The organism is Streptomyces sp. WAC07094 (assembly GCF_036320405.1).
Classification (GTDB): domain Bacteria; phylum Actinomycetota; class Actinomycetes; order Streptomycetales; family Streptomycetaceae; genus Streptomyces; species Streptomyces lannensis.
This window is the reverse complement of sequence record NZ_JAVMJZ010000001.1, coordinates 2,952,450-2,976,594: the sequence shown is the minus strand read 5'-3', so window position 1 is coordinate 2,976,594 and position 24,145 is coordinate 2,952,450. Positions and strand designations below refer to the sequence as shown.

Below are 24,145 nucleotides of genomic sequence, written 5' to 3'. Positions count from 1 at the left end.
TACTCGGCCCAGACCGAGGTAGGGATCCGGTAAGAGGGAGGGCCGTGGCCTTGGGCACAGTCGCGGCGAAGGGGCCGGCGGCGGGCGTCCGCCCGGCCGATACCCTTCAGGGGTGAGCGCTGAGCAGAACCCCACCCGTGAGACCCCCGACTCCGAGCCCCGTGCCGGGCGGCTGATCGCCGCGGCGGTGCTGGCGGGACTGGAGGGGCTCGCCCTGGTCGTCGCCGGGGCCTGGATTCTCGTGCTGGGCCTGACGGGCTCGCCGGACGACCGTGAGCAGGCCGTCACCGGCGGCGTCACCCTGATCGTGCTCGCGCTGCTGCCCCTGCTGGCCGCGCGCGGTCTGCTGCTGCGGCGCAGCTGGAGCCGGGGACCCGCCGTCATCACGCAGATCATGGCGCTGCCCGTGGCCTACAACCTGCTCCAGGCCGACAGCATGGCGATCCCGGGCGGCATCGCGCTCGCGGTCGTCGCGGTCGCGGCACTGGTACTCCTCGTGAACCCGGCGACGACCCGGGCGCTGGGCATCCGAGGACCCGGGAACGCGGAGAACCCGAAGTAGCCGGTCGGGCCCCGGCCGGTTCGGGTACGCGGGGCGACCGGATTCCGGTCGCCCCGCGTCACTCCTCGACCAGCAACTTCTCCCGCAGCTGCGCCAGCGTCCGGGCCAGCAGACGCGAGACATGCATCTGCGAGATGCCGACCTCCTGCGCGATCTGCGACTGCGTCATGTTCCCGAAGAAGCGGAGCAGCAGGATGCGCTTCTCCCGCGGCGGAAGATCCTCGAGCAGCGGCTTCAGCGACTCCCGGTACTCGACACCCTCCAGTGCCTCGTCCTCCGCGCCGAGGGTGTCCGCGACCGCGGGGGACTCGTCGTCCGTGTCCGGGACGTCCAGGGACAGCGTCGAGTACGCGTTGGCGGACTCGAGGCCCTCCAGGACCTCCTCCTCCGAGATGGCCAGCTTCTGGGCCAGTTCGTGCACGGTGGGGGAGCGGCCGTGCTGCTGGGAGAGCTCGGCCGTGGCCGTCGTCAGGGCCAGGCGCAGTTCCTGCAGGCGCCTCGGGACCCGCACCGCCCATCCCTTGTCACGGAAGTGGCGCTTGATCTCGCCGACGACCGTCGGGGTCGCGTAGGTGGAGAACTCGACTCCGCGTTCCGGGTCGAAGCGGTCGACCGACTTGATCAGCCCGATCGTGGCGACCTGGGTGAGGTCGTCCAGGGGCTCGCCCCGGTTGCGGAAGCGGCGTGCGAGGTGCTCGACGAGCGGCAGATGCATCCGGACCAGCTGGTTGCGCAGCTCCGCGTACTCGGCGCTGCCCTCCTTCAGCTTGCGCAGCTCGACGAACATGGCCCGCGCTCCGGTGCGGTCCTGTGGGTCGTGCTGGGCGCCACCCGGCACGCTCTGCTCGGCGTTTCGCTCGTGCTCGCTCATCGTCCCGCCCGTCACCCTTCCCCAGGCCGTCGGCTCCTCCCCCGGTCCCGACTCGGCTCGAGCGGAGGGGCCTTCATGAACAGGGGAGGCCCCGCTCACTCCGGACGACGTGCTCCGCGTGGCACCGCCGCTCGCCCGTCGGCCGCCGCCCCGGACGGGGAGCGCCTCGCCCGCCGCGGCCGAACCCACCGGGGGTGCCGCGAGCGCCGAAGCCTCGTCCTCCGGGTGCGGACGGGCCTGCTCGGGGATGCCGTCCACGCCTTCCGCCATGCGCCGCGACCCGCTCGGGCCGCCGTCGTTCCCGGCGGAGAGCTCTTGTGTGCCGCGCTCTTCGTCCCGCACCGGCCCGTCCCCGTTCGTCACGCCGGCCCGGGTCCCGCGCCGCGCTGTTTGTAGAGGCTGATGGACACGGTCTTGTCGTCGGCGACCGCGGAGGAGACCTTGCCGGCCAGGGCCGACAGAACGGTCCAGGCGAAGGTGTCCCGCGAGGGGGCGTGACCGTCCGTCGTGGGAGCCGAGACGGTCACCTCGAGCGAGTCGTCGATGAGCCGGAAGACGCAGCTGAGCACCGAGCCCGGCACGGCCTGCTGCAGCAGGATCGCGCAGGCCTCGTCGACGGCGATGCGCAGGTCCTCGATCTCGTCGAGGGTGAAGTCCAAACGGGCCGCGAGACCGGCCGTGGCCGTGCGCAGCACCGACAGGTAGGCACCCGCTGCCGGAAGCCGGACTTCCACGAAGTCCTGGGTCGCGGGGTCGCCTGCGATCTGGGACACCCTCACCTCCAAGGTGGTACAAGCATTTTCGGGGGCCGAGGGTCGCCCCTCGGGGTAACGCCCTATGTGGTTCAGCGGTGACGCTATCGCGCCGGCGGCTTTCCTGTCCCCGGGACCCCGACCCCTGCTGTCACTCATAGTAAACACATGAATACGCACAGTGGCTAGAGGTCTGCGGGCCCAATCGGGAAGAGCGTGCGCCGGTTTGACGTACCCAGACGTCAGACCGCCGAACCGTCCTGATCCAGAGTCACACGAGCAGGGATCCTCCGGTCAGACGAGTACATGGTCGACGAAGCACCAGCGCCACTCCTCGCCCGGCTCGAAGGTGCGCATCACGGGGTGGCCGCTCTCGTTGTGGTGCGACGTCGCATGTCGCAGGGGCGAGGAGTCGCAGCAGCCGACGTGCCCGCACTCGAGGCACAGCCGCAGCTGCACCGGGTGAGTACCGGCGGCGAGGCACTCCAGGCATGTCGCGCTCCGGGGCTCGGGCTCGGGGTGCGGCAGCGCGTTGGCGTGCGTGCACTGTTTCATGATGGCCAGGTTACGACGGGTCCGCGCGAAGCCGCGCGGAGATCCCGGCAGGCAGGGCCGGGAAAACCGTGGGGACGACGAGGGCGGGCGAGGACGATGAACGTGTTGCCGTTGCTGTTGCTGGTGGCGGGGAGTGCCACCGTGGCCGGATTGGCGCGGCGCACCCCGGTGCCCGCGCCGCTGTTGCTCGTCGCGGCGGGTCTCGCGGTCTCGTACCTGCCGGGCGTGCCCGGTTACACCCTCGACCCCGAGGTCGTGCTGCCTCTGGTGCTTCCCCCGCTGCTGTACACGGCGGCCACCGACAGCTCGTACCTGGACCTGAGGGCGCAGATGCGGCCCGTGGCGCTGCTGTCCGTCGGCTACGTGCTGTTCGCGACGCTCGCGGTGGGCTGGGCGGTGTACCTGATCGTGCCGGGCATGCCGCTGACCGCCGCACTGGTGCTGGGCGCCGTGATCGCGCCGCCGGACGCGGTCGCGGCGACGGCGGTCGCGCGGCGGGTGGGGCTGCCGTCGCGGATCACCACGATCCTGCAGGGCGAGTCGCTGGTGAACGACGCCACCGCGATCACCGCGTACAAGGTGGCCCTCGCCGCCGCGGTCGGCGAGGGCGCGACCTGGGCGGACGGGACGCGGGAGTTCCTGGTGGCGGCGTTCGGCGGTGTGGCGGTCGGTCTGCTGCTGATGATGCCGATCCACTGGCTGCGCACCCACCTGAAGGAGGCGCTGCTGCAGAACACCCTGTCCCTGCTGATCCCGTTCGTCGCCTACGGCGCCGCGGAGTGGGTCCATGCGTCCGGGGTGCTCGCCGTGGTCGTCGTCGCCCTCTACCTCGGCTACCACAACTGGCAGGTCGACTTCGCGACCCGGCTCCAGGAGGAGGCGGTGTGGAAGATGGTCGCGTTCGTCCTGGAGTCGGCGGTGTTCGCGCTCATCGGACTGCAACTGCCGGTCGTCCTGAGAGGACTCGGCGCGTACGAGGGCCTGCGCGCGGCCTGGTACGCGTTGGCCGTGTTCCTGGTGGTCGTCCTGTCGCGGTTCGTGTGGGTGTACCCGGTGACCCATGTGCCGCGCGCACTGTTCAGACGCATCCGGGAGCGCGAGGAGGGCCAGACCTGGAAGGGGTCGTTCGTCATCGGCTGGGCCGGGATGCGGGGCGTGGTCTCGCTCGCCATCGCCTTCTCGATCCCCCGGACGATGCACGACGGCAGTGCCTTCCCCTTCCGCAATCTGATCCTCTTCCTGACCTTCACCACGGTGATCGGCACGCTGGTGGCGCAGGGGCTGAGCCTGCCCCCGCTGATCCGGTTGCTGCGGCTGCCGGGGCGTGACGCGCAGGCGGAGACCCTCGCGGAGGCCAACGCCCAGGCGCAGGCTTCCCGGGCGGCGGAGACCCACCTCGAGGCGCTTCTCGACGACGAGCGCAACGCCCTGCCGCCGCCGCTCGCGGACCGGCTGCGCATGGTCCTGGAACGCCGGCGCAACGCGGTCTGGGAGCGGCTCGGTTCGGTGAACCCGGTCACCGGCGAGACACACGACGACACCTATCGCCGGCTGTCCCGTCAGATGATCGGGGCGGAGCGGGAGGTCTTCGTGCGGCTCCGCAACCACCGCTACATCGACGACGAGATGCTCCGCACGCTGCTGCGACGGCTCGACCTGGAGGAGGCGGCGGCCTACCGGGAGACCGCTTGAGCCGGTGCGCCGGCCACCGCGTCCCGGGTCCGTCGTTCGGATCAGGCCGGCCGGGGGAGACCGCGCCGCTCGGGTCGCCGTGATCCGAACGGCAGGCCCTACGGGAGGGGCCTGCCCGTGATCACGGCGGCCAGCGTCGTCCCGCGCGTGAACGCGCCCCGCTCGGTCAGGGCGACAAGTCCGTACAGCAGCTTGGCGACATAGAGACGTTCCACCGGCAGGCCGTGGCGGGCCCCGAAGTCGTCGGCGAAGGCCTCGAGTTCACCGGGTACGCGGGCGTAGCCGCCGAAATGGAAGCGGGTGTCCAGGGTCCAGGTGCCGCGGCGGGCGCCGAAGGCGCTCCTCTGCAGAGCCTCCACGTCCGCGGCCAGGAAGTCGCCCTTGAGCACCGGTATCCCCAGGGCCCGCTGGCCGGGGGCGAGACCCGCGGCCAGACCGGCCAGTGTGCCGCCGGTACCGCAGGCGACCGCGACCACGTCGGCCCGGCCGCGCAGTTCCTCGCCGAGGGCCGCGCAGCCGCGGACGGCGAGGGAATTGCTGCCGCCCTCCGGCACCACGTAGGCGTCCTGCGCATCCGTCTCCCGCAGGATGTGCGCCAGGACCTCCGGCTCTTCCTTGCGCCGGTACGTCGATCTGTCGACGAAGTGCAGCCGCATGCCGTCGGCGGCGCACCGCGCGAGGGAGGGGTTCAGCGGACGGTCGGCCAGCTCCTGGCCGCGGACCACCCCGATGGTGTCCGTCGCCAGCAGGCGGCCCGCGGCGGCCGTCGCCCGCAGATGGTTGGAGTAGGCGCCGCCGAAGGTGAGCAGGTCCCGGCCGGCCGCCGCCCCCAGGTTCGGAGCGAGCTTGCGCCACTTGTTGCCCACGAGGTCCGGGTGGATCAGGTCGTCCCGCTTGAGCAGCAGGCGGACACCGTGCCGCGCGAAGCGCTCGTCCGCGACCTCCTGCAGGGGCGACGGCAGCGACGGGCGCAGCGCCGACGCCTCGAGCGCTTCGGGATGCGGCACATCGGGGCTGGTCACCCGGCCATTGTCGGACACCGGAAGCAGGCGGCGCCGCCCGGTGCGCGCCGGCCCGGGTCACTTCAGGCGGTCGCGGATCCGGCCCCTGAGCCATGTCATCGAAAAGCCCCTCGGATCGACCTTGCCCGGCTGCCACTCCAGATGGCCGATCACCGAGCGCTCCGACCAGCCGTGGTGGCGGCAGATCGCCGCGGCCGCCTTCTCGATCGCGTCGAGCTGCGCCGTGGGCCAGGGGTCCTTGCCGTCGCCGAGGTTCTCGCACTCGAAGCCGTAGAAGTGACGGTTGCCGTCGGTGTTCGCCTCGTTCGCCCGGGGCAGCGCCTTCTCGGCGACGACCGCGCGCAGCACGTCGTCGTCGCCGAGCCCGGCGTGGTTGGCGCGGCCGTGGCCCACCAGGTGCACCGCACCGTCCTTGGTGATCACGCCGTGGCACAGCGGTCCCGGCAGCCCCGCCCTTCCGTCGCGGCAGACCGACACGGCCCGTTCGGCGCCCGGGATCGCGGTGTGGTGGATCACGACACCGTGGACCGGGCCCCAAGGGCCTTGGTGATTGCGGTTGTGGTGCTCCCAGTCGCCGACCTCGACGACGGTGAGGCCCGCCGCCCTGAGCCGGTCGAGGAGCGTGCCCGCGGTCATGGGTGGGGCCACGGCCGCCTCCTTCGCGCTGCGTGACGGGCGCCGGTCGCGTCCGCCTCGTGGAGCCGCTTGTACCGGCGGCGGCCCTGCTCGCGCCAGCCGTTCGCACGGTGTGCGAGCCGATCCGGTCAGCGCCCGGAACGACGCGACGGGGCCGCCCGACCAGGGAGTTCACACCCGGTCCCGCACCGGCGAGGCCCTGCCGGGCAGCGGCTCCCCAGTGTGCCCAGGCCGATGGTGATCCATTCCCGCTCTTTTGGGTAATGGCACGGACACGCTCCGTGCTGAAGGCTTGTTCCCGCAGATCACAGCATGATCGGGAGGGGCATTCTCTATGTCGGTAGGCGAAGAGGTCCGCGCTGAGGGCGACAAGCCGCAGCAGAGTCTCGGCACCACGGCCGCGCGGAACCTGGCCACCACCACCAAGTCCGCACCACAGATGCAGGAGATCACCTCACGGTGGCTGCTGCGCATGCTGCCGTGGGTGGACGTCCAGGGTGGTGCGTACCGTGTGAACCGCCGCCTGGCCTACTCGGTGGGCGACGGCCGCGTGACGTTCGTGAAGACCGGCGACCAGGTCACGGTCATCCCGGCCGAGCTGGGCGAACTGCCCGCGCTGCGCGAGTACGAGGACCTGGAGGTGCTCGGCGAACTCGCCCGGCGGTGCCAGCAGCGGAGGTTCGCGCCGGGCGACGTGCTGGCCGAGTTCGGCAGCCAGGCGGACGAGGTGTTCCTCCTCGCACACGGCAGGGTCGAGAAACTCGGTACGGGACCCTACGGGGACGACGCGGTGCTCGGGGTGCTCGCCGACGGCGCGTACTTCGGCGAGCAGGCACTGCTCGACCCGGACGCCATCTGGGAGTACACGGCTCGAGCGGTCACCGCCTGCACGGTGCTCGCGCTGCCGCGCCGGGACGTCGAGCAGATCGCCGAGCGCACCGGATCGCTGCGCGAACACCTCCGGGAGCAGCGTTCGATCCCCGAGCAGCGCACCAACAAGTACGGCGAGAAGGAGATCGACCTCGCCGCGGGCCACAGCGGCGAACCGGACATCCCGCACACCTTCGTCGACTACGAGGCCGCGCCCCGCGAGTACGAACTGAGCATCGCCCAGACCGTCCTGCGCATCCACACCCGCGTGGCCGACCTCTACAACCAGCCCATGAACCAGACCGAGCACCAGTTGCGGCTCACGGTCGAGGCGCTCAAGGAGCGCCAGGAGCACGAGCTGATCAACAACCGCGACTTCGGTCTGCTCCACAACTGCGAGTACGACCAGCGGCTGCAGCCGCACGACGGCGTGCCGGGCCCCGACGACCTGGACGAGCTGCTCAGCAGGCGGCGCGGCACCAAGCTGCTCCTCGCCCACCCGCGCGCGATCTCCGCGTTCGGCAGGGAGCTCAACAAGCGCGGGCTCGTGCCCGAGACCGTCGACCTCGGGGGCAACCGCATCCCCACCTGGCGGGGGGTGCCGATCTTCCCGTGCAACAAGATCCCGGTGAGCGACGCCCGTACGACCTCGATCATCGCCATGCGTACCGGTGAGGAGGACCAGGGTGTGGTCGGCCTCAGGCAGTCGGGAATCCCCGACGAGATCGAGCCGAGCCTGTCGGTGCGTTTCATGGGCATCAACGAGCAGGCGATCATCAGCTATCTGGTGACGGGCTACTACTCGGCCGCCGTTCTCGTGCCCGACGCCCTGGGCGTCCTGGAGAACGTCGAGATCGGCCGTTGGAGGTGACGCCACCCACACCCGGCAGTCCGTGTCCCCGCCCGTCGGGGCGGGTACACCCTCGGGGTACCACCGGCCGGGCGGCAGCCGAGGCGTCACGTCCGCAGACACTACGAGGCGGTTCCATGGCTGAGGTCCTCACGGGGAGGTTCCATGGGTGAGTTCCTGACGGAGCCGAAGCAGACCCCGACGCTCGGACGGCGCGGCCCGGCAGGACCGCCGGGCCGGTCCCGCCCGGTGCCGCGCCGGGCGACACCGTCCGACGGGCACGAGGCCACGGCGATCCTGGACCGCGCACGCGACGTGGTCGACCCGGAGCTGCGCCGGGCCGTCGACTCGCTGCCCGGTGCGATGCGCCGCATCGCGCGCTACCACTTCGGCTGGGAGCACGCGGACGGCACACCTGCCAACGGCAATGCGGGCAAGGCGATACGGCCCGCGCTCGTGCTCACCGCGGTCCGCGCCCTCGGCGGTCGCGAGGCCGTGGCGGTGGGGGCCGCCGCGGCCGTCGAACTCGTCCACAACTTCACGCTGCTGCACGACGACGTGATGGACAGGGACGCCACCCGCAGACACCGCCCCACCGTCTGGACGGTGTTCGGCGACGCCGACGCCATCCTCGCCGGGGACGCACTGCAGGCGCTGGCCCTGCGGATGCTGGCCGAGGACCGGCATCCCGCGGCGGCGGCCGCGGCGGCCCGGCTCGCGGCCTGCGTGGTCGAGCTGTGCGCCGGTCAGCACGCCGACACGGCCATGGAGCGCAGCGACCCCGACGAGGTCACCCTCGACGATGTGCTCGACATGGCCGAGGCGAAGACGGGCGCCCTGCTCGGCTGCGCCTGCGCGGTCGGTGCGCTGTACGCCGGGGCGGACGACGAGGACGTCGAGGCGCTGGACGCCTTCGGCCGGGAGGCGGGGCTCGCCTTCCAGCTCATCGACGACGTGATCGGGATCTGGGGCGACCCCGGCAGCACGGGCAAGCCGGCCGGGGCGGACCTCATGGCCCGCAAGAAGTCGCTGCCCGTGGTCGCCGCGCTCGCCTCCGGCACCCCGGCGGCGGCCGACCTGGCCGAGCTGTACCGGGGGCCGTACCGGGAGGGGGAGTTGGAGCGCACGGTCCTCGCCGTCGAGCAGGCGGGCGGCCGTGACTGGGCGCAACAGCAGGCGGCCGACCGGATGGGCCGGGCGATGCACGAGCTGTCCCGGGCGATTCCCGATCCCGAGGCTGCGGGCGGTCTGCTGGCGCTGGCCGAGTTCGTGACCCGGCGCAGCACCTGACCGCCGGGCCGCAGGACCCCGGAGCCCTGGTGCCGCGCGGCTCCTGACCCCGCGCGGCATCCATGGCTCCGGACGGGGCGGGCCCCGCACATCCCCGTGTTGTGCGGGGCCCGATCCCCTTTCCCGGAGCCCTTCCCCGCCGCCGGCGTGCCCTCGGCGGCACTGCCCCCACGACGCTCGATATTCTCAACTCCCGTAAGTTCAGCGTCGCTTGACACGAGGAGCAGATAGATGGGTGTGGCGATCCGGGCGGCGGGCCAGGACGACAGGGAACTGGTCGTCCGGCTGCTGGACGAGGCGTTCCGGGACGATCCGGTCAGCAGCTGGGTCTTTCCGGACGAGGAGCACCGGCGTACGACGCACCACAGGCTGATGGCCGCGTTCACCGACATCGTGCTCGCCGAGGGGCACATCGACGTGACCGAGGACGGCACGGCGTGCGCGCTGTGGCTGTCCGTCCCGGCCGGCGACCACTCCGGTGAGGAGGACGCGGACGGCGCCGCGCGCTTGCGTGAGGAGGTCGACCCGGAGAACGAGCGGGTCGAACTCATAGCGCGGCTCATGGCCGAGTCGCATCCCGCGGACCGTGGCCACGAGTACCTGTGGATGATCGGCGTGGCACCGGGGAGCCAGGGCGAGGGCCTGGGCACCGCGCTCATCCAGCACGTCCTCGACCGCTGCGACCGCGACGGGCTGCCGGCGTATCTGGAGGCGAGCAGCGTTCGCAGCACCAGGCTGTACGAACGGCTCGGGTTCGCCTTCGAGGGGCCCGCCCTGGACCTTCCGGACGGCCTGCGGATGTGGCCGATGTGGCGCGATCCGCGCTGATCCGGAGCGTGGGGGGCGCATGTGCGGTGCCCGCCCTACCCTGAGGACATGGGCAGCGAGGACAGGGTCTGCCCCGCGTGCGGGCAGCACGTCGCCACGGTGGTACGGCGGCACAAGACGCTCGGCGCGTTTGTGCCCGTATGGCGCCCCGGCCCCTGCCGGAACCCGCAGTGCGCGGCGTACGTGGCGTCGACGGCCGACGCGTCGTACCGTGCGTCGCCTAGGGTCGGCGCCATGCACGAACCACTTCTGCACCTCACCGAGCGCTCCTTGTGGGAGGCCGCCCGCGCGAGCGGCAGCTACGAGATGTCGACCCGCGGCCGCACCCTCCAGGAGGAGGGCTTCATCCACTGCTCACTGCGCCACCAGGTCCCGCAGGTGGCGCACCGGCTCTACGGGGAGCACGCCGCGTCCGGCGAACTGGTCCTTCTCGTCATCGATCCGCAGCGTCTGACCGCCCCCGTGCGCTACGAGTCGATGCGACCCGGAGGTGAGGAGTTCCCGCACGTGTACGGGCCGATTCCGGTGTCCGCCGTGGTGGACGTGGAGGGCTGGGGCAACGGGGAGTCGACGCAGGCCTGAGCGCGGCGGTGGACGGCGCGGTGCGGCCGTCGGGCGATCGGGGCGCGCAGAGGCCCGGGACGTCATGCCCAAGCGGCGCCCGCGGCGACGGCCCGCGCCGCACTCGGGCGGCTACGGCGGGGACGCGTCAGTCCCTTGGCCACACAGGGCGGTATCGCCGCGAGCTGCTCGTGCGACCGCGAACGGTACGCGCTCGGAGACTCGCCCACCAGCTCCGTGAACCGCGTGCTGAACGATCCCAGCGAGGTGCATCCCACGGCGAGACAGACCTCCGTGACGGTCAGATCGCCGCGCCGCAGCAACGCTTTGGCGCGCTCGATGCGCCGGGTCATGAGGTAGCCGTACGGGGTCTCCCCGTAGGCCGCGCGGAAGCTGCGCTGGAAGTGCCCCGGTGACATCAGCGCGGTGCGGGCGAGCGCGGCCACGTCCAGCGGTTGCGCGTACTCACGGTCCATCCGGTCGCGCGCCCGTCGCAGCCGGACCAGGTCGTCGATGTCCACGGCCTCAGCATGGCACGCGGCACTGACATCGATGCTGATACTCCGGTTCCGGTGGCCGTGGCTCGGGCACCGACCGACGCCCTGCTGGGCTCCGCGCCCGTCGGCACCCGGCGGCGTCAAGCGCGGCAAGATCCACCGGGCACGTTCTAACCTACTCGGGTGACCACCGAGCTGACCTTCCTCGCGCGGATGTCCCATCGTGGCCGGGAGATCAGCGGGCCCCGGTTGCGCGGGCTGCTCGCCCTGCTCGCCGAAGAGCCGCGCGCCGGATGCAGCTCGGCCCGGCTGGTCGACGGGCTGTGGCCGGACGAGCAGCCGGCGAACCCGACCAAGGCCCTGCAGGTGCTCGTCTCCCGGGCCCGTTCCCAGCTCGGCGCCGACGTCATCGCCGCCACCGCCACGGGCTACCGGCTCACCCTGGACGCCGAGGCCGTCGACACCTCCGCCGTGCTGCTCGCCGCCACCCGGGCGGCCCGCGCCGCCCGCGACGGCGACCACGGCGCCGCCCTCGCGCACGCCGAGGCGGGGCTCCTCCACTGGGACGGCCCGCCCGGCGACGACGGCCCGGACGACCCGGTCTCGGCTCTGCGGGCGGCGCGTGCGACGACGTACACCGCCCTGGTCCGCGCGCGGGCTCTCGCCCTTGCCCGCCTCGGCCGGCACGCCGACGCGGTCCAACCTCTCACCACGCTCGCATCCGCTCATCCGCGAGACGAGGAGATTCTCGCCGAACTGCTGCGCAGCGAGGCGGCCGGCGCAGGACCGGCCGCCGCGCTGACCCGCTACGACAGCTACCGCCGGGCCCTGCGGGACGACCTCGGCACCGATCCCGGCCCCGCCCTGCGCTCGGTCCACCAGGAGTTGCTGCGCGACGAGGCGCCGAGCGTGCGCCGCGGCATCCCGCACGAGCCGAACCCGTTGCTCGGCCGCGCCGACGACATCGCCGCCGTGTCCGGGCTGCTGCGTACCTCGCGGGTCGTCTCGATCGTCGGTGCGGGCGGTCTGGGCAAGACCCGCCTCGCGCAGGTGGTCGGGCGTGAGGCCGAGCAGAAGGCGGTGCACTTCGTGCCCCTCGCGGGCGTCACACGGGACGAGGACGTGCTCGCCGAGGTCGCCGCGGCCCTGGGCGTCGGGGAGGTCCTGCATCCGGACCTGCTCGGCGGCATCGCCGGCGCCCTCGGCGCCGGCCCCGCGCTGCTCGTGCTCGACAACTGCGAACAGGTGGTGCGCGGCGTCGCCGAACTCGTTCGCGGCCTCGTCGCCCTCACCCGTGACCTTCGCGTGCTCACCACCAGCCGCGCCCCGCTCGGCCTGAGTTCCGAAGCGGTCCACCTGCTCCCCGAGTTGAGCCTCGCGACCACGGTCGAGCTGTTCGGGCAGCGGGCGCGGGCGGCCCGGCCGGGCGTCGAGCTCCCGTCCGGCACCGTCGAGGAGCTGTGCCGCCGCCTCGACGGGCTGCCCCTCGCCGCGGAACTGGCCGCGGCCCGCGTCCGAGTCCTGTCCGTACCCGAGATCGTCCGCCGCCTCGACGACCGGTTCGCCCTGTTGCGCGGCGGTGCCCGGGACGCGCCCGAACGGCACCGCACGCTGCTCGCCGTCGTCGACTGGAGCTGGCACCTCCTCGACGGGACCGGGCAGCGGGCCCTGCGCGCCCTGTCCGTCTTCCCCGACGGATTCACGGCGGAGACGGCGGAGCATCTCGTGGGCGGTGCCGAGGTGCTCGAGGACCTCGTCGACCAGTCGCTGCTCAAGGTCGTGGACACGCCGATCGGCGCTCGGTTCCGCATGCTGGAGACCGTGCGGCAGTTCAGCACCGACCGCCGCGCCGAGGCCGGCGAGGCGGAGCAGGTGACCGGGCAGTTCCTCTCCTGGGCAAGGGAGTTCGGCCTCGCCCGGCACACGTCCGTGTCCGATGCGGACTCCTTCCTCGACCTCGATCCGGTCCGCGCCGAACAGGACAACCTGCTGCACGCGCTGCGCCTGGCCCTCGCCCGGGACGACGCGCCCACGGTGGTGGCGTGCGCCGCGGTGCTCGGCGGACTGTGGAACATAGAGCCCCGCTACACCCGCGTGGCCGCGCTCATCCAGGAGACCGGCCATCTGCTGAGCCACTTCCGGCCCGGGCCCGCGCTCGTGGAGGCCACCCGGACCGCCGCCGCGCTGTTCGCCGCCGACCTGTTCCTGCTCCAGGGCGAGAGCACCCCCGCGCTGCGCTTCGTGACCGTACTGCGCCGTCTGCCGCCCGCTCCGCCCGACACCGTCCCCCGCGCCGTGGCCGCCGTCCTCGCCGACGTGCCCGCCGTGCTCGTGCCGGGCCGCGGTACGACCTCGCACACCGCGCCGCAGGCGGCCGCGGTCGCCGAGACCGTCACCGGCTACGTACTCGAGGCGCGGGGCGACATCGAGGGTGCTCTCGCCGCCGCCGACCGGATGCTCGAAGCCGTCGGGGACGGGAGCCGGCTCGTCGTCCGGCTTCTCGCCCACTCCCGGGTCAGCGAGCTCAGTCTGAAGCTGGAGCAGGGGGAGCGGGCACGGCACCATCTGCGGGTCGCGCTCCACCTCCAGGAGCGGCTGCTCGGCCCCGGACCCGAGGAGATCGGGATCCGCTGGGGGCTCGTCATGGCGTCGCTGCTGCTCGGCGAGGTCGACGAGGCCCAGTACTGGCTGCAGTCGGCGATGTCCCCGGACACCGACGACACCTACGGCCTGGCCACCTTCCAGAGCGGTTTGCGGGCCGAGATCCTGCTCGCCCGCGGCGAGACCGAGGCGGGGCTGCGCATGTGGCGCCGGGCGGCCGAACCGTCCCCGGTGGCCGAGCGGCCGTTCCCGGACACCGAGCCGCCGGGTCTCGAGGCATGGACCCTGGAAGCCCTGGGCGTCGCGGTCGTCGCCCACGCCCAGCACGGCCGTCTCGACCGCGTGGCCGATCTCGTCGGCGAACTGCGGCCCAAACTGCGCACACTGCTGTCCGGTCCGGCCGTCGACCGGCCCGCGTACGCCGCCCATCTCGCCGTCTGCGGGGTGCTGCTCCTCGCGTTCGCCCATGTGCAGCTCGACCGCGGAGCCCCGGCGCAGGCCGCCCGGTCGATCGCTCTCGCCGAACGCTGCCGGCTGCTGCGCACCTTCCAGCCGACGATGTCCTCGGCGCGGGTGAAGCAGGCCCTGGCACACGCCGACGGGGCAGCCTACGAGGACGCCGTGTCCGCGTATGCCGCCCTGGGGCGCGAGGAGTTGAGGGCCGAGGCGCTGATACTGCTCGACGCCGTCGAGACCGCCGGGTGACCGTGCCGCCGTGCCTGCTCACCCCTTGTCGTAGGCCGACCGGGCCCGGAAGTAGCCGAGGACAGTGAGCCCGAGGCACCACGCGACCGCGATCGGCGCGCTGTTGCCGATCTCCGTGCCCATCAGCAGGCCGCGCAGAGTCTCGGTGACCGGGGTGAACGGCTGGTACTCGGCGAACCAGCGCACCGCCGTCGGCATCGAGTCCGTCGGGACGATCGCGCTGCCGAGGAAGGGCAGGAAGGTGAGCGGTGTGGGTGCGTTGCTCGCCGCCTCCACGGTCCTGGCCCGCAGCCCCATGTCGGCCGCCAGCCAGGTCAGGGCCAGGACGACCAGGGTCAGCAGACCGGCGGTGGCCAGCCACTCCAGGGGCGTGGCGTTCGGCCGGAACCCGGTGAGCAGGGCGGCGCCGACGACCAGGACGACGCTGAACAGGGTCTGGACCGCACCTCCGAGGACATGGCCGTTCAGTACGGCCGCGCGGGAGATCGACAGGGTGCGGAACCGGTTGACGATGCCCTCGGTCATGTCCGAGCAGACGGACACCGCGACCGAGACCGAGCCGTAGGTGGTGGCCATGAGGATGATGCCGGGCGCCACGTAGTCGACGTAGTGGCCCTCGGTACCGGGGCCGACGCCGGAGCCGAGCGCGTTGCCGAAGACGTAGACGAACAGCAGCAGCATGACGACGGGGATCGCGACGACCGGGATCGTCATGGACGGGTAGCGCAGGGCGTGCCTGAGGTTGCGGCGCAGCATGGTCGCCGAGTCGGCGACGGCGTAGGAGAGGGTGCTCACCGGAGGGCCTCCTTGCGGACGTCGGCGTCGGCCGCGGGTTGGTGGGAGTGTTCGGTCGTGAGGGTGAAGAAGACGTCGTCGAGGTCGGGGGTGTGCACGCTCAGGCTCTCCGCCTCGATCGCCTCGGCCTCGAGCCGGTCGAGCAGGGACTTGAGCTCCCGGGCGCTGCCGTCGCCGGGGATCTGGAGGGTGAGCGCCTCGTCGTCGAGGGCCGTGCCATGCAGGGCGCGGGCGGCACGTTCGTACTCGGCCGGGTCCGCGAAGCGCAGACGCACATGACCGCCGGGTACGAGCCGTTTGAGCTCCTCGGCGGTGCCCTCGGCGACGAGCCGGCCGCCGTCCAGGACGCCGATGCGGTCGGCGAGCTGGTCGGCCTCCTCCAGGTACTGGGTGGTCAGGAGGACGGTGACCCCGTCGGCGACCAACTCCCGCACGATCTGCCACATGGCGTGACGGCTGCGCGGGTCGAGGCCGGTGGTCGGCTCGTCCAGAAAGATGATGCGGGGATCGCCGACCAAGGTCATGGCGAGATCGAGCCGCCGTCGCATTCCGCCGGAGTAGGCCTCGGGCAGCTTCTGCGCCGCGTCGGTCAGTCCGAACCGTTCGAGGAGTCCGGCGGTGCGGCGACGCCCCTCCTGCCTGCCGAGGTGGTGCAGGTCGGCCATGAGGATCAGGTTCTCCTCGCCGGTGAGCTTCGCGTCGACGGCCGCGAACTGCCCCGTGACCCCGATCCGCGCCCGGACCGCGCGGGGGTCACGGGCGGGGTCGTGGCCGCCGACCGTGATGTGCCCGCCGTCGGCGGCGACGAGCGTCGACAGGATCTGCACGGTGGTGGTCTTGCCGGCGCCGTTGGGGCCGAGCAGCGCGTAGACGGTGCCCTCGGCGACGGCCAGATCGAGGCCGTCGAGGACGACGTGGTCGCCGTAGGCCTTCCGCAGTCCGGTCGCGGTGATCGCGTGTGATGTCGTGGTCATGGAGCAGAGCGTGCGGGCGGCCGCCTTCGGCGCGGTTTCACGGCGGTTTCACCGGCCGGGAACGGCCGTTCCGTGACGAAACCGGGGGCCCACGGGATCCGGGCCCTGGGACGATGCGGCCATGGATTCCGACCCTGCGCACATGCTCACGGCGGCCGTCGACGGGGCGCGCCGCCTGGTCCTGGAGCGCCGGCCGCAGGCCGTCGCCGCCGTGCTCGGTGGCTCGACGGCCGGCGGCCGGGCGACCGCCACGAGCGACCTCGACATCGCCGTGCTGCTGGCGGACGGAGATGTCTCACACCGCGAGACGCTCCGCCGCGAGGGACGTCTCGCGGAGGTGTTCGCCCACACCCGCGCGGGCCTCGCGGAGATCTTCGCGGCGGACCGGGCGAGCCGTCGGGGGACGATGCAGTTCGTCTACGCGGAGTCGGTCCTGCTGCACGATCCGCACGGGCACGCCGCCGCACTGCGGGCCGAGGCGTGCGCCCAGCTGGCGGAGGGTCCCGAACCGCTGACCGCAGAGGAACGCGACGACGCGCGCTACCGGCTCACCGATCTGCTGGACGATCTGGCCGATCTCGACGACCGTCATGAGCAACTGGCCGTCGCCGAGCAGGTGCTGAGCACTGCGGCCGGACTGCTTGCGGGCCATCGCCGTGCATGGAGAGGTGGCGGGAAGTGGCTCCCGCGCCGTCTGACGGCCGCCGATCCCGTGCTGGGCCGTACCCTGCTCGAGGCCCGGCTCACCGTCGCCGAACACGCGGATCCGGCCCCCCTGAGGGCGGCGGCGTACGAGGTTCTCGCCCTGGTGGGCGGGCCCTTGCGGGAGGGGTACCACCGGACGTGGCACGGCGGGGAGAAGCGGGGTTGAGGCGGGCCCGGCGGGAACGCGAAAGGCCCGGCCGACGAATCGGCCGGGCCCCTCGAACGCACCGCGGACCTGCGAGGGTGCACCGCCCGCCGGTCTTCGGTCAGAAGGACCGGTGATCAGGCCTTCTTGGTCTCCCAGAAGATCTTGTCGATCTGGGCGATGTAGTCCAGCGCCTTCTGGCCGGTCGCCGGGTCCTTCGACGCCTTGGCGGCCGAGAGGGCCTTCAGGGTGTCGTTGACCAGCTGGTGCAGCTCCGGGTACTTCTCGAAGTGCGGGGCCTTGAAGTAGTCGCTCCACAGCACCGAGACATGGTGCTTGGCGAGCTCGGCGCGCTGCTCCTTGATGACGGTGGCGCGAGCCTGGAAGTGCGGGTCGTCGTTGGCGGCCATCTTCTCCTGTACGGCCTTCACCGACTCCGCCTCGATGCGAGCCTGGGCCGGGTCGTAGACGCCACAGGGCAGGTCGCAGTGGGCGCTGACCTTGACCGTGGGGGCAAACAGGCGGGAGAGCATGAAGCTGTCCTTCCTCGTGATCGTCTTCTCAGGTGGGACATTACTCCGTAGGGGACGGCTTTTCGCGAGTGCCCCCGTGGGCTTACGTCAAAAGTCCGGGGTCAGACTGGGACTGGTGGAGGATCGGACCGGGGAGGTGCCGGTGATGCCGGAGCTGTCGCAGGAGATCGAGCGCACGAGGACCTTGCTGCCGTTCGGGGTGGCCGAGGTGACGGGACCGTCCATGGTGCCCACGCTGCATCACGGGGACCGGCTCCTCGTCCAGTACGGAGCACGCGTCCGGCCGGGTGACGTGATCGTCCTGCGGCATCCCTTCCAGCAGGACCTGCTGGTCGTCAAGCGCGCGGCACAGCTTCGCGAGGGCGGCTGGTGGGTGCTCGGGGACAATCCGTACGCGGGCGGGGACAGCACCGACTACGGCGCCGTTCCCGAGGAGCTCGTCCTCGGGAAGGTGCGGCTGCGGTACCGGCCGCTCAAGGCGGGTCAGCGCTCGCTCTTCGCGCTGGCGCGCTGGGCGCTCTCCGCGGCCCGCCCGGTGCTCTCGGACCGGTCGGCCTCCAGGCGCTTTCGGGCGCGGTAGGCGGCCACGTTCGCGCGCGTGGCACAGCGGTCCGAGCAGTACCGCCGGGAGCGGTTCGTCGAGGTGTCGAGGTACGCGTTGCGGCAGGGGACCGCCTCGCACAGGCCGAGGCGGTCCACGCCGTACGCGGTGAGGTGGAAGGCGAGCCCCATCGCGGCGATCGCCGCATAGCCCGCGGTGGCGTTGGACGGGTGGTCCGCGAGGTGCATGTGCCACAGCCGGCGGCCGTCGTCGTCCCGGTAGTCGTGTCCGGAGATCTGCGGGCTCACCGGGAACTCCAGGAGCAGCGAGTTCAGCAGGTCCACGGCGAGTGTCTCGTCGCCGGAGTCCGCCGCCTCGAAGACCGCGCGGAGCCGGGCCCTGACCGAGCGGAACCGGGTCACGTCCGCGTCGGTGGCGCGGCGAGCCGCCGACTGGTTGACCCCGAAGAGGTCGCGAACGGCATCCACCGAGGTGAGCGAGTCCTTGCCCCGGGCCGGCTCCTCGCTGTTCACGAGACGTACGGCGTAGTCCGAGTAATAGGCCAGTTCCACTTGTAGTCCTTACGGAGGCGCTCTATGGTCGTGGGGCGGTCGGGTAACAGATGATCGTGCTTCCAGGGTATTACGTGGCGGACGTGGTGGAGGGCGACGATGGCGGACACGGGGACGACGGCGACCGACTGGCGGGCCTGGCAGCAGAGCTGGGACCGCCAGCAGGAGTGGTACATGCCCGACCGTGAGGAACGCTTCCGGATCATGCTCGACATGGTGGAGGCGTTCGTCGGAACCGAGCCCCGTGTGCTCGACCTCGCGTGCGGCACGGGCACCATCACCGCCCGGCTGCTCGCCCGGTTCCCCGGGGCCACCAGCACCGGAGTGGACCTCGACCCCGCGCTGCTCGCCATCGCCCGCGGCACCTTCGAGGGGGACGACCGCGTCACCTTCGTCGAGGCCGACCTCAAGGACCGCGACTGGCCCACGCTGCTGCCGCACGGCGCGTACGACGCGGTCCTCACCGCCACGGCCCTCCACTGGCTGCGCACCGGCCCCCTCGAGGCCCTCTACGGTCAGGTGGCGGAACTCGTCCGCTACGGCGGCGTCTTCATGAACGCCGACCACATGATCGACGACACCACCCCCCGTATCAACGCGGCCGAGCGGACCCAGCGGCACGCCCGCATGGACCGGACCATGCGGGAGGGAGCCCTCGACTGGGCTGAGTGGTGGCAACTGGCCGCGAAGGACCCCGCCCTGGCCGCGCCGACCGCGCGCCGATTCGAGATCTACGGCGCCCACGCCGACGGAGAGATGCCCTCCGCCGCCTGGCACGCGCGCGTGCTGCGGGAGAAGGGCTTCGCCGAGGCGCGCCCGGTGTGGCGGTCGCCGTCGGACACCCTGTTGCTCGCGCTGAAGTAGGTCCGGCGTGACTCGCGCCGAGGTGGGCCGAGCGCGCAACCGGGCGGCGAGGTCGGGCAGTTCCCCGACCGCCGGCGGGCCCGATCCCGTCGGTCACCGCCGCGCAACGGAAGTGGGCCCCCACGTCCATCAAGGACGTGGGGGCCCACTCCCGTTGCTCTACAGGACCTTCGACAGGAAGGACTTGGTCCGGTCGTGCTGCGGGTTCGTCAGCACATCGCGGGGATGGCCCGCCTCGACCACCACACCGTCGTCCATGAAGACCAGCGAGTCGCCCACCTCGCGGGCGAAGCCCATCTCGTGCGTGACGACGATCATCGTCATGCCGTCCTCGGCGAGGTCCCGCATCACGTCGAGCACCTCGCCGACGAGCTCCGGGTCGAGGGCCGAGGTCGGCTCGTCGAAGAGCATCAGCTTCGGCTCCATCGCCAGCGCGCGGGCGATGGCGACGCGCTGCTGCTGGCCGCCGGAGAGCTGGGCGGGGTAGTGCCCCTTGCGGTCCCCGAGGCCCACCCGGTCCAGCAGCCGCTCCGCGCGCTCCCGCGCCACGGCCTTGGACTCGCGCCTGACCTGGACCGGCGCTTCCATGACGTTCTCCAGCGCCGTCATGTGCGGGAACAGGTTGAAGCGCTGGAACACCATGCCGATGTTCCGCCGCTGGGCCGCGACCTCGCTCTCCTTGAGCTCGTAGAGCTTGTCGCCCTTCTGCCGGTAGCCGACCAGTTCACCGTCGACGTGGAGCCGGCCCGCGCTGATCTTCTCCAGGTGGTTGATGCACCGCAGGAAAGTGGACTTGCCGGAGCCGGACGGGCCGATCAGGCAGAACACCTCACGCGGATTCACCTCCAGGTCGATGCCCTTGAGGATGTGCGCAAGACCGAAGGACTTGTGCACCCCCTCGGCCTTGACCATCGGGTGGCCGGTCGTGCTCGGGGCGATGCCCTTGCCGAGACTGCTCATCGGGCCACCTCCGGGCGGCGGAACGAACCGAACAGGCGCAGGTTCTTCCTCAGACGCTGGAGCGGGGTCGGCGGCAGGTTGCGCGACGAACCGCGGGCGTAGCGGCGTTCGATGTAGTACTGGGCGATGCTGAAGACCGTGGTGAGGATCAGGTACCAGATCGAGGCCACGAAGAACATCTCCACGACGGCGAGCGAGGTACTGGAGATGTCCGTGGCCCGCTTGATGAGCTCGTTGAACTGGACCGCGTAGGCGAGCGACGAGGTCTTCAGCATGTTGATGAACTCGTTGCCCGTCGGAGGCACGATCACCCGCATGGCCTGCGGGAGGACCACACGCCGCAGCGTCTTGCCCTGGGTCATGCCCAGAGCGTGCGACGCCTCCGTCTGCCCCTCGTCGACCGACTGGATGCCGGCCCGCACGATCTCGGACATGTAGGCGGCCTCGTTCAGGCCGAGGCCCAGCAGGGCCGCCAGGAACGGGGTCATCACCTGGTTCATCTCGTCCTTGTAGAACCCCAGGTTGAGGATGGGGAACACGAGCGAGATGTTGTACCAGAGCAGCAGCTGGACCAGGACCGGAGTGCCGCGGAAGAACCACACGTAGAACCAGGCCACGGTGCTGGTGACCGGGTTCGACGACATCCGCATCACTGCGAGGATCACGCCCAGGACGAGACCCAGCACCATGGCGAGCACGGAGATGTACAGCGTGTGCCACACGCCGGACAGGATCGTCCCGTCGGTGAGGTAGTCCGGGATCACGCCATAGTTGATCTTGGCGTTGGAGAAGGCGATCCCGATCAGCACCAGGATGGCGATGACCGCCGCACCCGCCACCCAGCGCCCGTAGTGGCGCACCGGGATGGCCTTGATCTGCTCCGGCGGCACCGTCGGCGCCGGAGTCTTGTCGACAGTGTCAGTCACGGTGACTGCCCTTCAGTGTTGCGTGACGCTCAGGAGCCGCCGTTGATCTTTGCCTCGGTCACCGCACCGTCCGTGACGTTCCACTTCTCGAGGATCTTCTGGTACTCGCCGTCCTTGATGATCGCGGCCATGGCCGCCTGGAGCGCGTCGCGCAGCTGGGTGCTCTCCTTGCTGACGCCGATGCCGTAGGGGCCGGCCTCGATCTGCTCACCGACGACCTCGAAGTCGTTGCCGCCGCCGGAGGTCTTCGCGTTGTACGCCGCGACGGGGAAGTCGTTCAGGTCGGCGACGGACGCACCCTGCTTGAGACGGAGCAGCGCCTCGGGGTCGGTGTCGAAGGTCTGCAGCTTGATGGCCGGCTTGCCGTCCTTCGTACACTTCGTGCTCTGCGCCTTGGCGATGCCCTCCGAGGTGGTGCCCTGCTGGAGGGCCACGACCTTGCCGCAGAGGTCGTCCAGGGACTTGATGCCCTTCGGGTTGCCCTTCTGGACCAGGATCGAGGTGCCCGCGGTGAAGTAGTCGACGAAGTCGATGCCGTTGCCGACCTTCTTGCCGGTGTCCGAGTCGATTCCGTTCTGGCGGTCCTTGGTGTCGTTCATCGCGGACATCACCACGTTGAACCGCTTGGCCTGCAGGCCAACGATGAGCTGGGCGAACTTGCCGTTCTGGAACTCGAACTTCACACCCAGCTGCTTGCCGAGCGCGTCCGCGATGTCGGGGTCGATACCGACGGCCTTGCCGCCCTCCATGTACTCGACCGGCGGATACGCGATGTCGGAGCCCACCTTGATGACGCCCGCGTCCTTGATGTCCTTCGGGAGCTTGGCGGCGAGCGGCGCCGAGGACGTGCCCGCGCTGGAGCTGCTTTCGCTCTTCTTGTCCGTCTGGTCACCGCAGCCGGCGACCAGCAGGGTGCCCGCGACCGCGAGGGCGCCGACCGCGGCTATCCGCGAGCGCGTGGCGGTCGTACGACGGGTCGAGCTTGCGGTCATGGTGGCTTCCTCCGGCGAGATGGGTTGTGCCGATGGGTCGACGAGAACACACACCTTTGGGTGTCGCGACCTCGCGTGATTGAGGCATCTTGCCATTCGGTCTCGCGTATTCAGGGGACTCGCCATGTCAAAATCGGATAACGGGTGAACCCCCGACCGTCGCGAACGGCCCATCACGGCCGGACCTCGTCCGGGAATCCCTCCTTCCGGCCGGAAGATCTTCGGCGCGACCCGGGTTGAGGTTGATCGCACCTCTGTGTGTGCGATCTTGAGGAGGCGTTTTACGAACTTGTCCACATATTCCGGCATGAGTCATCTCACCGGCGTGTGACCTTGGTGGTACGGACTCGTCCGGGGCACCGTGCGTCCGGTAAGAAGGTTCACTACACCCCTCATCCGGGGCTCAGGGCGCGTGTGCGGCGCGCTCGTCGCGTGTGCACCTGTACGCATCGGTTCACCTGGGTCGCACGCGGTCCCGCCCACCCCTCAATCAGGAGTGGTCACCCTCACACCATGAACATCTAAGGGGTACGACACAGTGGCAGCGGAGATCGTCAATTCGCGCAGCGACGGCAATACGGGCCAGGACGGCGGGGCCGAGCCCCACGATTCCTTCGATCCAGCATTCGCGCTGCACCGCGGGGGCAAGATGGCCGTGCAGGCCACCGTCCCGGTCCGCGACAAGGACGACCTGTCCCTCGCGTACACGCCCGGCGTGGCCCGGGTGTGCACCGCCATCGCGGAGCAGCCGGAGCTGGTCCACGACTACACATGGAAGTCGTCGGTCGTCGCCGTGGTGACCGACGGCACGGCGGTTCTCGGGCTCGGCGACATCGGCCCCGAGGCCTCCCTCCCCGTGATGGAGGGCAAGGCGATCCTGTTCAAGCAGTTCGGCGGGGTGGACGCGGTCCCGATCGCCCTCGACTGCACGGGCGTGGACGAGATCGTCGAGACCGTGGCGCGGCTGGCGCCCTCCTTCGGGGGTGTGAACCTGGAGGACATCTCGGCGCCGCGCTGCTTCGAGATCGAGCGCAAGCTCCAGGAGCGGCTGGACATCCCGGTCTTCCACGACGACCAGCACGGCACGGCCGTGGTGACGCTCGCGGCCCTGCGGAACGCGGCGAAACTGACCGGGCGCTCCGTCGGCGAGCTGCGCGCCGTCATCTCGGGCGCGGGCGCGGCCGGTGTGGCCATCGCGAAGATGCTGGTCGAGGCGGGGATCGGGGATGTGGCGGTCGCCGACCGCAAGGGCGTGGTGTCCCCGGACCGGGACGATCTGACCCCGGTCAAGCGGGAGCTCGCCGGATTCACGAACAAGGCCGGACTGACCGGTTCGCTGGAGCGGGCCCTCGAGGGCGCCGACGTCTTCATCGGCGTCTCCGGCGGCACGGTGGCGGAGGAGGCCGTGGCCTCGATGGCCGAGGGCGCCTTCGTGTTCGCGATGGCCAACCCGAACCCCGAGGTGCATCCGGACGTGGCGCACAAGTACGCGTCCGTCGTGGCGACGGGGCGGTCCGACTTCCCGAACCAGATCAACAACGTGCTGGCGTTCCCCGGCATCTTCGCCGGGGCCCTCCAGGTGCGAGCGTCCCGCATCACGGAGGGGATGAAGATCGCCGCGGCCGAGGCGCTGGCGGCGGTCGTCGGTGACGACGTGGCGGCCGACTACGTGATCCCGTCGCCCTTCGACGAGCGCGTGGCCCCGGCGGTGACGGCGGCGGTCGCGGCCGCCGCGCGGGCCGAGGGAGTCGCGCGCCGATAGCTCCACGGGGTGGGCGGGTGCACCAGGATCCGCCCACCACACGGGCACGGTCATCAGGGCCGGCCTTTCCGCGGGCCGCTTCCG

Annotated in this window: 24 protein-coding genes; 11 read left to right on the top strand and 13 right to left on the bottom strand. The window is 71.4% G+C overall.

The window, feature by feature from the left end; translation table 11 throughout:
* Positions 1 to 112 precede the first annotated feature (112 nt).
* Positions 113 to 562 carry a hypothetical protein gene (locus RCR19_RS12995; protein ID WP_331265295.1) on the top strand — a complete coding sequence of 150 codons (450 nt, stop codon included), beginning with the start codon at positions 113 to 115 and terminating at the stop codon, positions 560 to 562.
* Between the two features lie 58 nt (positions 563 to 620).
* Here RCR19_RS12995 and RCR19_RS12990 read toward each other — a convergent pair whose 3' ends face one another.
* The 3 genes from RCR19_RS12990 to RCR19_RS12980 form a co-directional block, all read right to left on the bottom strand.
* On the bottom strand, positions 621 to 1,796 hold the full coding sequence (locus tag RCR19_RS12990) for an RNA polymerase sigma factor SigF (protein WP_331265294.1): 1,176 nt from the start codon (positions 1,794 to 1,796) through the stop codon (positions 621 to 623).
* Complete coding sequence (locus tag RCR19_RS12985) at positions 1,793 to 2,206, bottom strand: anti-sigma regulatory factor (RefSeq protein WP_331265293.1); 414 nt, start codon at positions 2,204 to 2,206, stop codon at positions 1,793 to 1,795. The genes RCR19_RS12990 and RCR19_RS12985 overlap by 4 nt, the downstream gene beginning before the upstream one ends.
* Before the next feature lie 273 nt (positions 2,207 to 2,479).
* On the bottom strand, positions 2,480 to 2,740 hold the full coding sequence (locus RCR19_RS12980; RefSeq protein WP_059128823.1) for a UBP-type zinc finger domain-containing protein: 261 nt from the start codon (positions 2,738 to 2,740) through the stop codon (positions 2,480 to 2,482).
* Between the two features lie 96 nt (positions 2,741 to 2,836).
* Here RCR19_RS12980 and RCR19_RS12975 point away from each other — a divergent pair, with 96 nt between their 5' ends.
* Positions 2,837 to 4,432 (top strand): Na+/H+ antiporter, encoded by a 1,596-nt coding sequence (locus RCR19_RS12975; protein WP_331265292.1) that lies wholly within the window; start codon positions 2,837 to 2,839, stop codon positions 4,430 to 4,432.
* A gap of 98 nt (positions 4,433 to 4,530) precedes the next feature.
* Here the strand turns inward: RCR19_RS12975 and RCR19_RS12970 are convergent, their stop codons facing one another.
* Together RCR19_RS12970 and RCR19_RS12965 are read right to left on the bottom strand one after the other, a co-directional pair.
* A complete protein-coding gene (locus RCR19_RS12970) occupies positions 4,531 to 5,454 on the bottom strand; it encodes a pyridoxal-phosphate dependent enzyme (protein ID WP_331265291.1) in 924 nt (307 codons plus the stop codon).
* A gap of 57 nt (positions 5,455 to 5,511) precedes the next feature.
* Entirely contained in the window at positions 5,512 to 6,102 is a 591-nt protein-coding gene (locus RCR19_RS12965; protein WP_331265290.1) for a peptidoglycan recognition family protein, read from the bottom strand.
* Positions 6,103 to 6,424: 322 nt separating this feature from the next.
* Between RCR19_RS12965 and RCR19_RS12960 the strand changes: the two genes are divergently transcribed.
* The 4 genes from RCR19_RS12960 to RCR19_RS12945 all read left to right on the top strand — a co-directional run bounded on the left by RCR19_RS12960 (position 6,425) and on the right by RCR19_RS12945 (position 10,510).
* Positions 6,425 to 7,831, top strand: a complete 1,407-nt coding sequence (locus tag RCR19_RS12960) for a family 2B encapsulin nanocompartment shell protein (RefSeq protein ID WP_331265289.1) — start codon at positions 6,425 to 6,427, stop codon at positions 7,829 to 7,831.
* Between the two features lie 144 nt (positions 7,832 to 7,975).
* Positions 7,976 to 9,100, top strand: a complete 1,125-nt coding sequence (locus tag RCR19_RS12955; RefSeq protein WP_331265288.1) for a family 2 encapsulin nanocompartment cargo protein polyprenyl transferase — start codon at positions 7,976 to 7,978, stop codon at positions 9,098 to 9,100.
* 231 nt (positions 9,101 to 9,331) lie between these two features.
* Complete coding sequence (locus RCR19_RS12950; protein WP_331265287.1) at positions 9,332 to 9,928, top strand: GNAT family N-acetyltransferase; 597 nt, start codon at positions 9,332 to 9,334, stop codon at positions 9,926 to 9,928.
* 234 nt (positions 9,929 to 10,162) lie between these two features.
* Positions 10,163 to 10,510 (top strand): DUF952 domain-containing protein, encoded by a 348-nt coding sequence (locus tag RCR19_RS12945; RefSeq protein ID WP_331269420.1) that lies wholly within the window; start codon positions 10,163 to 10,165, stop codon positions 10,508 to 10,510.
* A 62-nt stretch (positions 10,511 to 10,572) separates the two neighbouring features.
* Here the strand turns inward: RCR19_RS12945 and RCR19_RS12940 are convergent, their stop codons facing one another.
* Complete coding sequence (locus tag RCR19_RS12940; protein WP_331265286.1) at positions 10,573 to 11,010, bottom strand: helix-turn-helix transcriptional regulator; 438 nt, start codon at positions 11,008 to 11,010, stop codon at positions 10,573 to 10,575.
* 159 nt (positions 11,011 to 11,169) lie between these two features.
* Here RCR19_RS12940 and RCR19_RS12935 point away from each other — a divergent pair, with 159 nt between their 5' ends.
* Positions 11,170 to 14,292, top strand: a complete 3,123-nt coding sequence (locus tag RCR19_RS12935) for a BTAD domain-containing putative transcriptional regulator (protein ID WP_331265285.1) — start codon at positions 11,170 to 11,172, stop codon at positions 14,290 to 14,292.
* An 18-nt stretch (positions 14,293 to 14,310) separates the two neighbouring features.
* Here the strand turns inward: RCR19_RS12935 and RCR19_RS12930 are convergent, their stop codons facing one another.
* Together RCR19_RS12930 and RCR19_RS12925 are read right to left on the bottom strand one after the other, a co-directional pair.
* Positions 14,311 to 15,087 carry an ABC transporter permease gene (locus RCR19_RS12930; protein WP_331265284.1) on the bottom strand — a complete coding sequence of 259 codons (777 nt, stop codon included), beginning with the start codon at positions 15,085 to 15,087 and terminating at the stop codon, positions 14,311 to 14,313.
* Entirely contained in the window at positions 15,084 to 16,061 is a 978-nt protein-coding gene (locus RCR19_RS12925) for an ATP-binding cassette domain-containing protein (protein WP_331265283.1), read from the bottom strand. Before RCR19_RS12925 ends, RCR19_RS12930 begins: the two co-directional genes overlap by 4 nt.
* 121 nt (positions 16,062 to 16,182) lie before the next feature.
* Here RCR19_RS12925 and RCR19_RS12920 point away from each other — a divergent pair, with 121 nt between their 5' ends.
* Positions 16,183 to 16,932 carry a nucleotidyltransferase domain-containing protein gene (locus RCR19_RS12920; protein ID WP_331265282.1) on the top strand — a complete coding sequence of 250 codons (750 nt, stop codon included), beginning with the start codon at positions 16,183 to 16,185 and terminating at the stop codon, positions 16,930 to 16,932.
* 116 nt (positions 16,933 to 17,048) lie between these two features.
* Here RCR19_RS12920 and sodN read toward each other — a convergent pair whose 3' ends face one another.
* Positions 17,049 to 17,444 carry a superoxide dismutase, Ni gene (gene sodN, locus RCR19_RS12915; RefSeq protein WP_059128837.1) on the bottom strand — a complete coding sequence of 132 codons (396 nt, stop codon included), beginning with the start codon at positions 17,442 to 17,444 and terminating at the stop codon, positions 17,049 to 17,051.
* A 145-nt stretch (positions 17,445 to 17,589) separates the two neighbouring features.
* Here sodN and sodX point away from each other — a divergent pair, with 145 nt between their 5' ends.
* Positions 17,590 to 18,024 carry a nickel-type superoxide dismutase maturation protease gene (sodX, locus tag RCR19_RS12910; protein ID WP_079050453.1) on the top strand — a complete coding sequence of 145 codons (435 nt, stop codon included), beginning with the start codon at positions 17,590 to 17,592 and terminating at the stop codon, positions 18,022 to 18,024.
* Here sodX and RCR19_RS12905 read toward each other — a convergent pair.
* The gene (locus RCR19_RS12905) at positions 17,928 to 18,557 is read right to left on the bottom strand and encodes a CGNR zinc finger domain-containing protein (RefSeq protein ID WP_331265281.1); all 630 of its coding nucleotides are present in this window, start codon (positions 18,555 to 18,557) and stop codon (positions 17,928 to 17,930) included. The two genes, sodX and RCR19_RS12905, sit on opposite strands and share 97 nt — an antisense overlap.
* 99 nt (positions 18,558 to 18,656) lie before the next feature.
* On the opposite strand from RCR19_RS12905, the gene RCR19_RS12900 reads away from it, so the two are divergent.
* The gene (locus RCR19_RS12900) at positions 18,657 to 19,421 is read left to right on the top strand and encodes a methyltransferase domain-containing protein (RefSeq protein WP_331265280.1); all 765 of its coding nucleotides are present in this window, start codon (positions 18,657 to 18,659) and stop codon (positions 19,419 to 19,421) included.
* 159 nt (positions 19,422 to 19,580) lie between these two features.
* On the opposite strand, the gene RCR19_RS12895 is transcribed toward RCR19_RS12900, so the two are convergent.
* Genes RCR19_RS12895 through RCR19_RS12885 form a run of 3 tightly spaced genes read right to left on the bottom strand, consistent with a single transcriptional unit; the run spans position 19,581 to position 22,299 of the window.
* The gene (locus tag RCR19_RS12895; RefSeq protein WP_331265279.1) at positions 19,581 to 20,381 is read right to left on the bottom strand and encodes an amino acid ABC transporter ATP-binding protein; all 801 of its coding nucleotides are present in this window, start codon (positions 20,379 to 20,381) and stop codon (positions 19,581 to 19,583) included.
* The gene (locus RCR19_RS12890; RefSeq protein ID WP_331265278.1) at positions 20,378 to 21,307 is read right to left on the bottom strand and encodes an amino acid ABC transporter permease; all 930 of its coding nucleotides are present in this window, start codon (positions 21,305 to 21,307) and stop codon (positions 20,378 to 20,380) included. The genes RCR19_RS12895 and RCR19_RS12890 overlap by 4 nt, the downstream gene beginning before the upstream one ends.
* Before the next feature lie 29 nt (positions 21,308 to 21,336).
* Entirely contained in the window at positions 21,337 to 22,299 is a 963-nt protein-coding gene (locus tag RCR19_RS12885) for an ABC transporter substrate-binding protein (RefSeq protein ID WP_331265277.1), read from the bottom strand.
* Positions 22,300 to 22,837: 538 nt separating this feature from the next.
* Here RCR19_RS12885 and RCR19_RS12880 point away from each other — a divergent pair.
* Positions 22,838 to 24,061 (top strand): NADP-dependent malic enzyme, encoded by a 1,224-nt coding sequence (locus RCR19_RS12880; protein WP_331265276.1) that lies wholly within the window; start codon positions 22,838 to 22,840, stop codon positions 24,059 to 24,061.
* The last annotated feature ends 84 nt before the right edge of the window (positions 24,062 to 24,145 follow it).

Coding starts and splice junctions, on each gene's coding strand:
- RCR19_RS12980 (WP_059128823.1), bottom strand. CDS start 2,740: ATGAAACAGTGCACGCACGCCAACGCGCTGCCGCACCCCGAGCCCGAG.
- RCR19_RS12950 (WP_331265287.1), top strand. CDS start 9,332: ATGGGTGTGGCGATCCGGGCGGCGGGCCAGGACGACAGGGAACTGGTC.
- RCR19_RS12975 (WP_331265292.1), top strand. CDS start 2,837: ATGAACGTGTTGCCGTTGCTGTTGCTGGTGGCGGGGAGTGCCACCGTG.
- RCR19_RS12960 (WP_331265289.1), top strand. CDS start 6,425: ATGTCGGTAGGCGAAGAGGTCCGCGCTGAGGGCGACAAGCCGCAGCAG.
- RCR19_RS12885 (WP_331265277.1), bottom strand. CDS start 22,299: ATGACCGCAAGCTCGACCCGTCGTACGACCGCCACGCGCTCGCGGATA.
- sodX (WP_079050453.1), top strand. CDS start 17,590: ATGCCGGAGCTGTCGCAGGAGATCGAGCGCACGAGGACCTTGCTGCCG.
- RCR19_RS12925 (WP_331265283.1), bottom strand. CDS start 16,061: ATGACCACGACATCACACGCGATCACCGCGACCGGACTGCGGAAGGCC.
- RCR19_RS12895 (WP_331265279.1), bottom strand. CDS start 20,381: ATGAGCAGTCTCGGCAAGGGCATCGCCCCGAGCACGACCGGCCACCCG.
- RCR19_RS12900 (WP_331265280.1), top strand. CDS start 18,657: ATGGCGGACACGGGGACGACGGCGACCGACTGGCGGGCCTGGCAGCAG.
- RCR19_RS12945 (WP_331269420.1), top strand. CDS start 10,163: ATGCACGAACCACTTCTGCACCTCACCGAGCGCTCCTTGTGGGAGGCC.
- RCR19_RS12955 (WP_331265288.1), top strand. CDS start 7,976: ATGGGTGAGTTCCTGACGGAGCCGAAGCAGACCCCGACGCTCGGACGG.
- RCR19_RS12920 (WP_331265282.1), top strand. CDS start 16,183: ATGGATTCCGACCCTGCGCACATGCTCACGGCGGCCGTCGACGGGGCG.
- sodN (WP_059128837.1), bottom strand. CDS start 17,444: ATGCTCTCCCGCCTGTTTGCCCCCACGGTCAAGGTCAGCGCCCACTGC.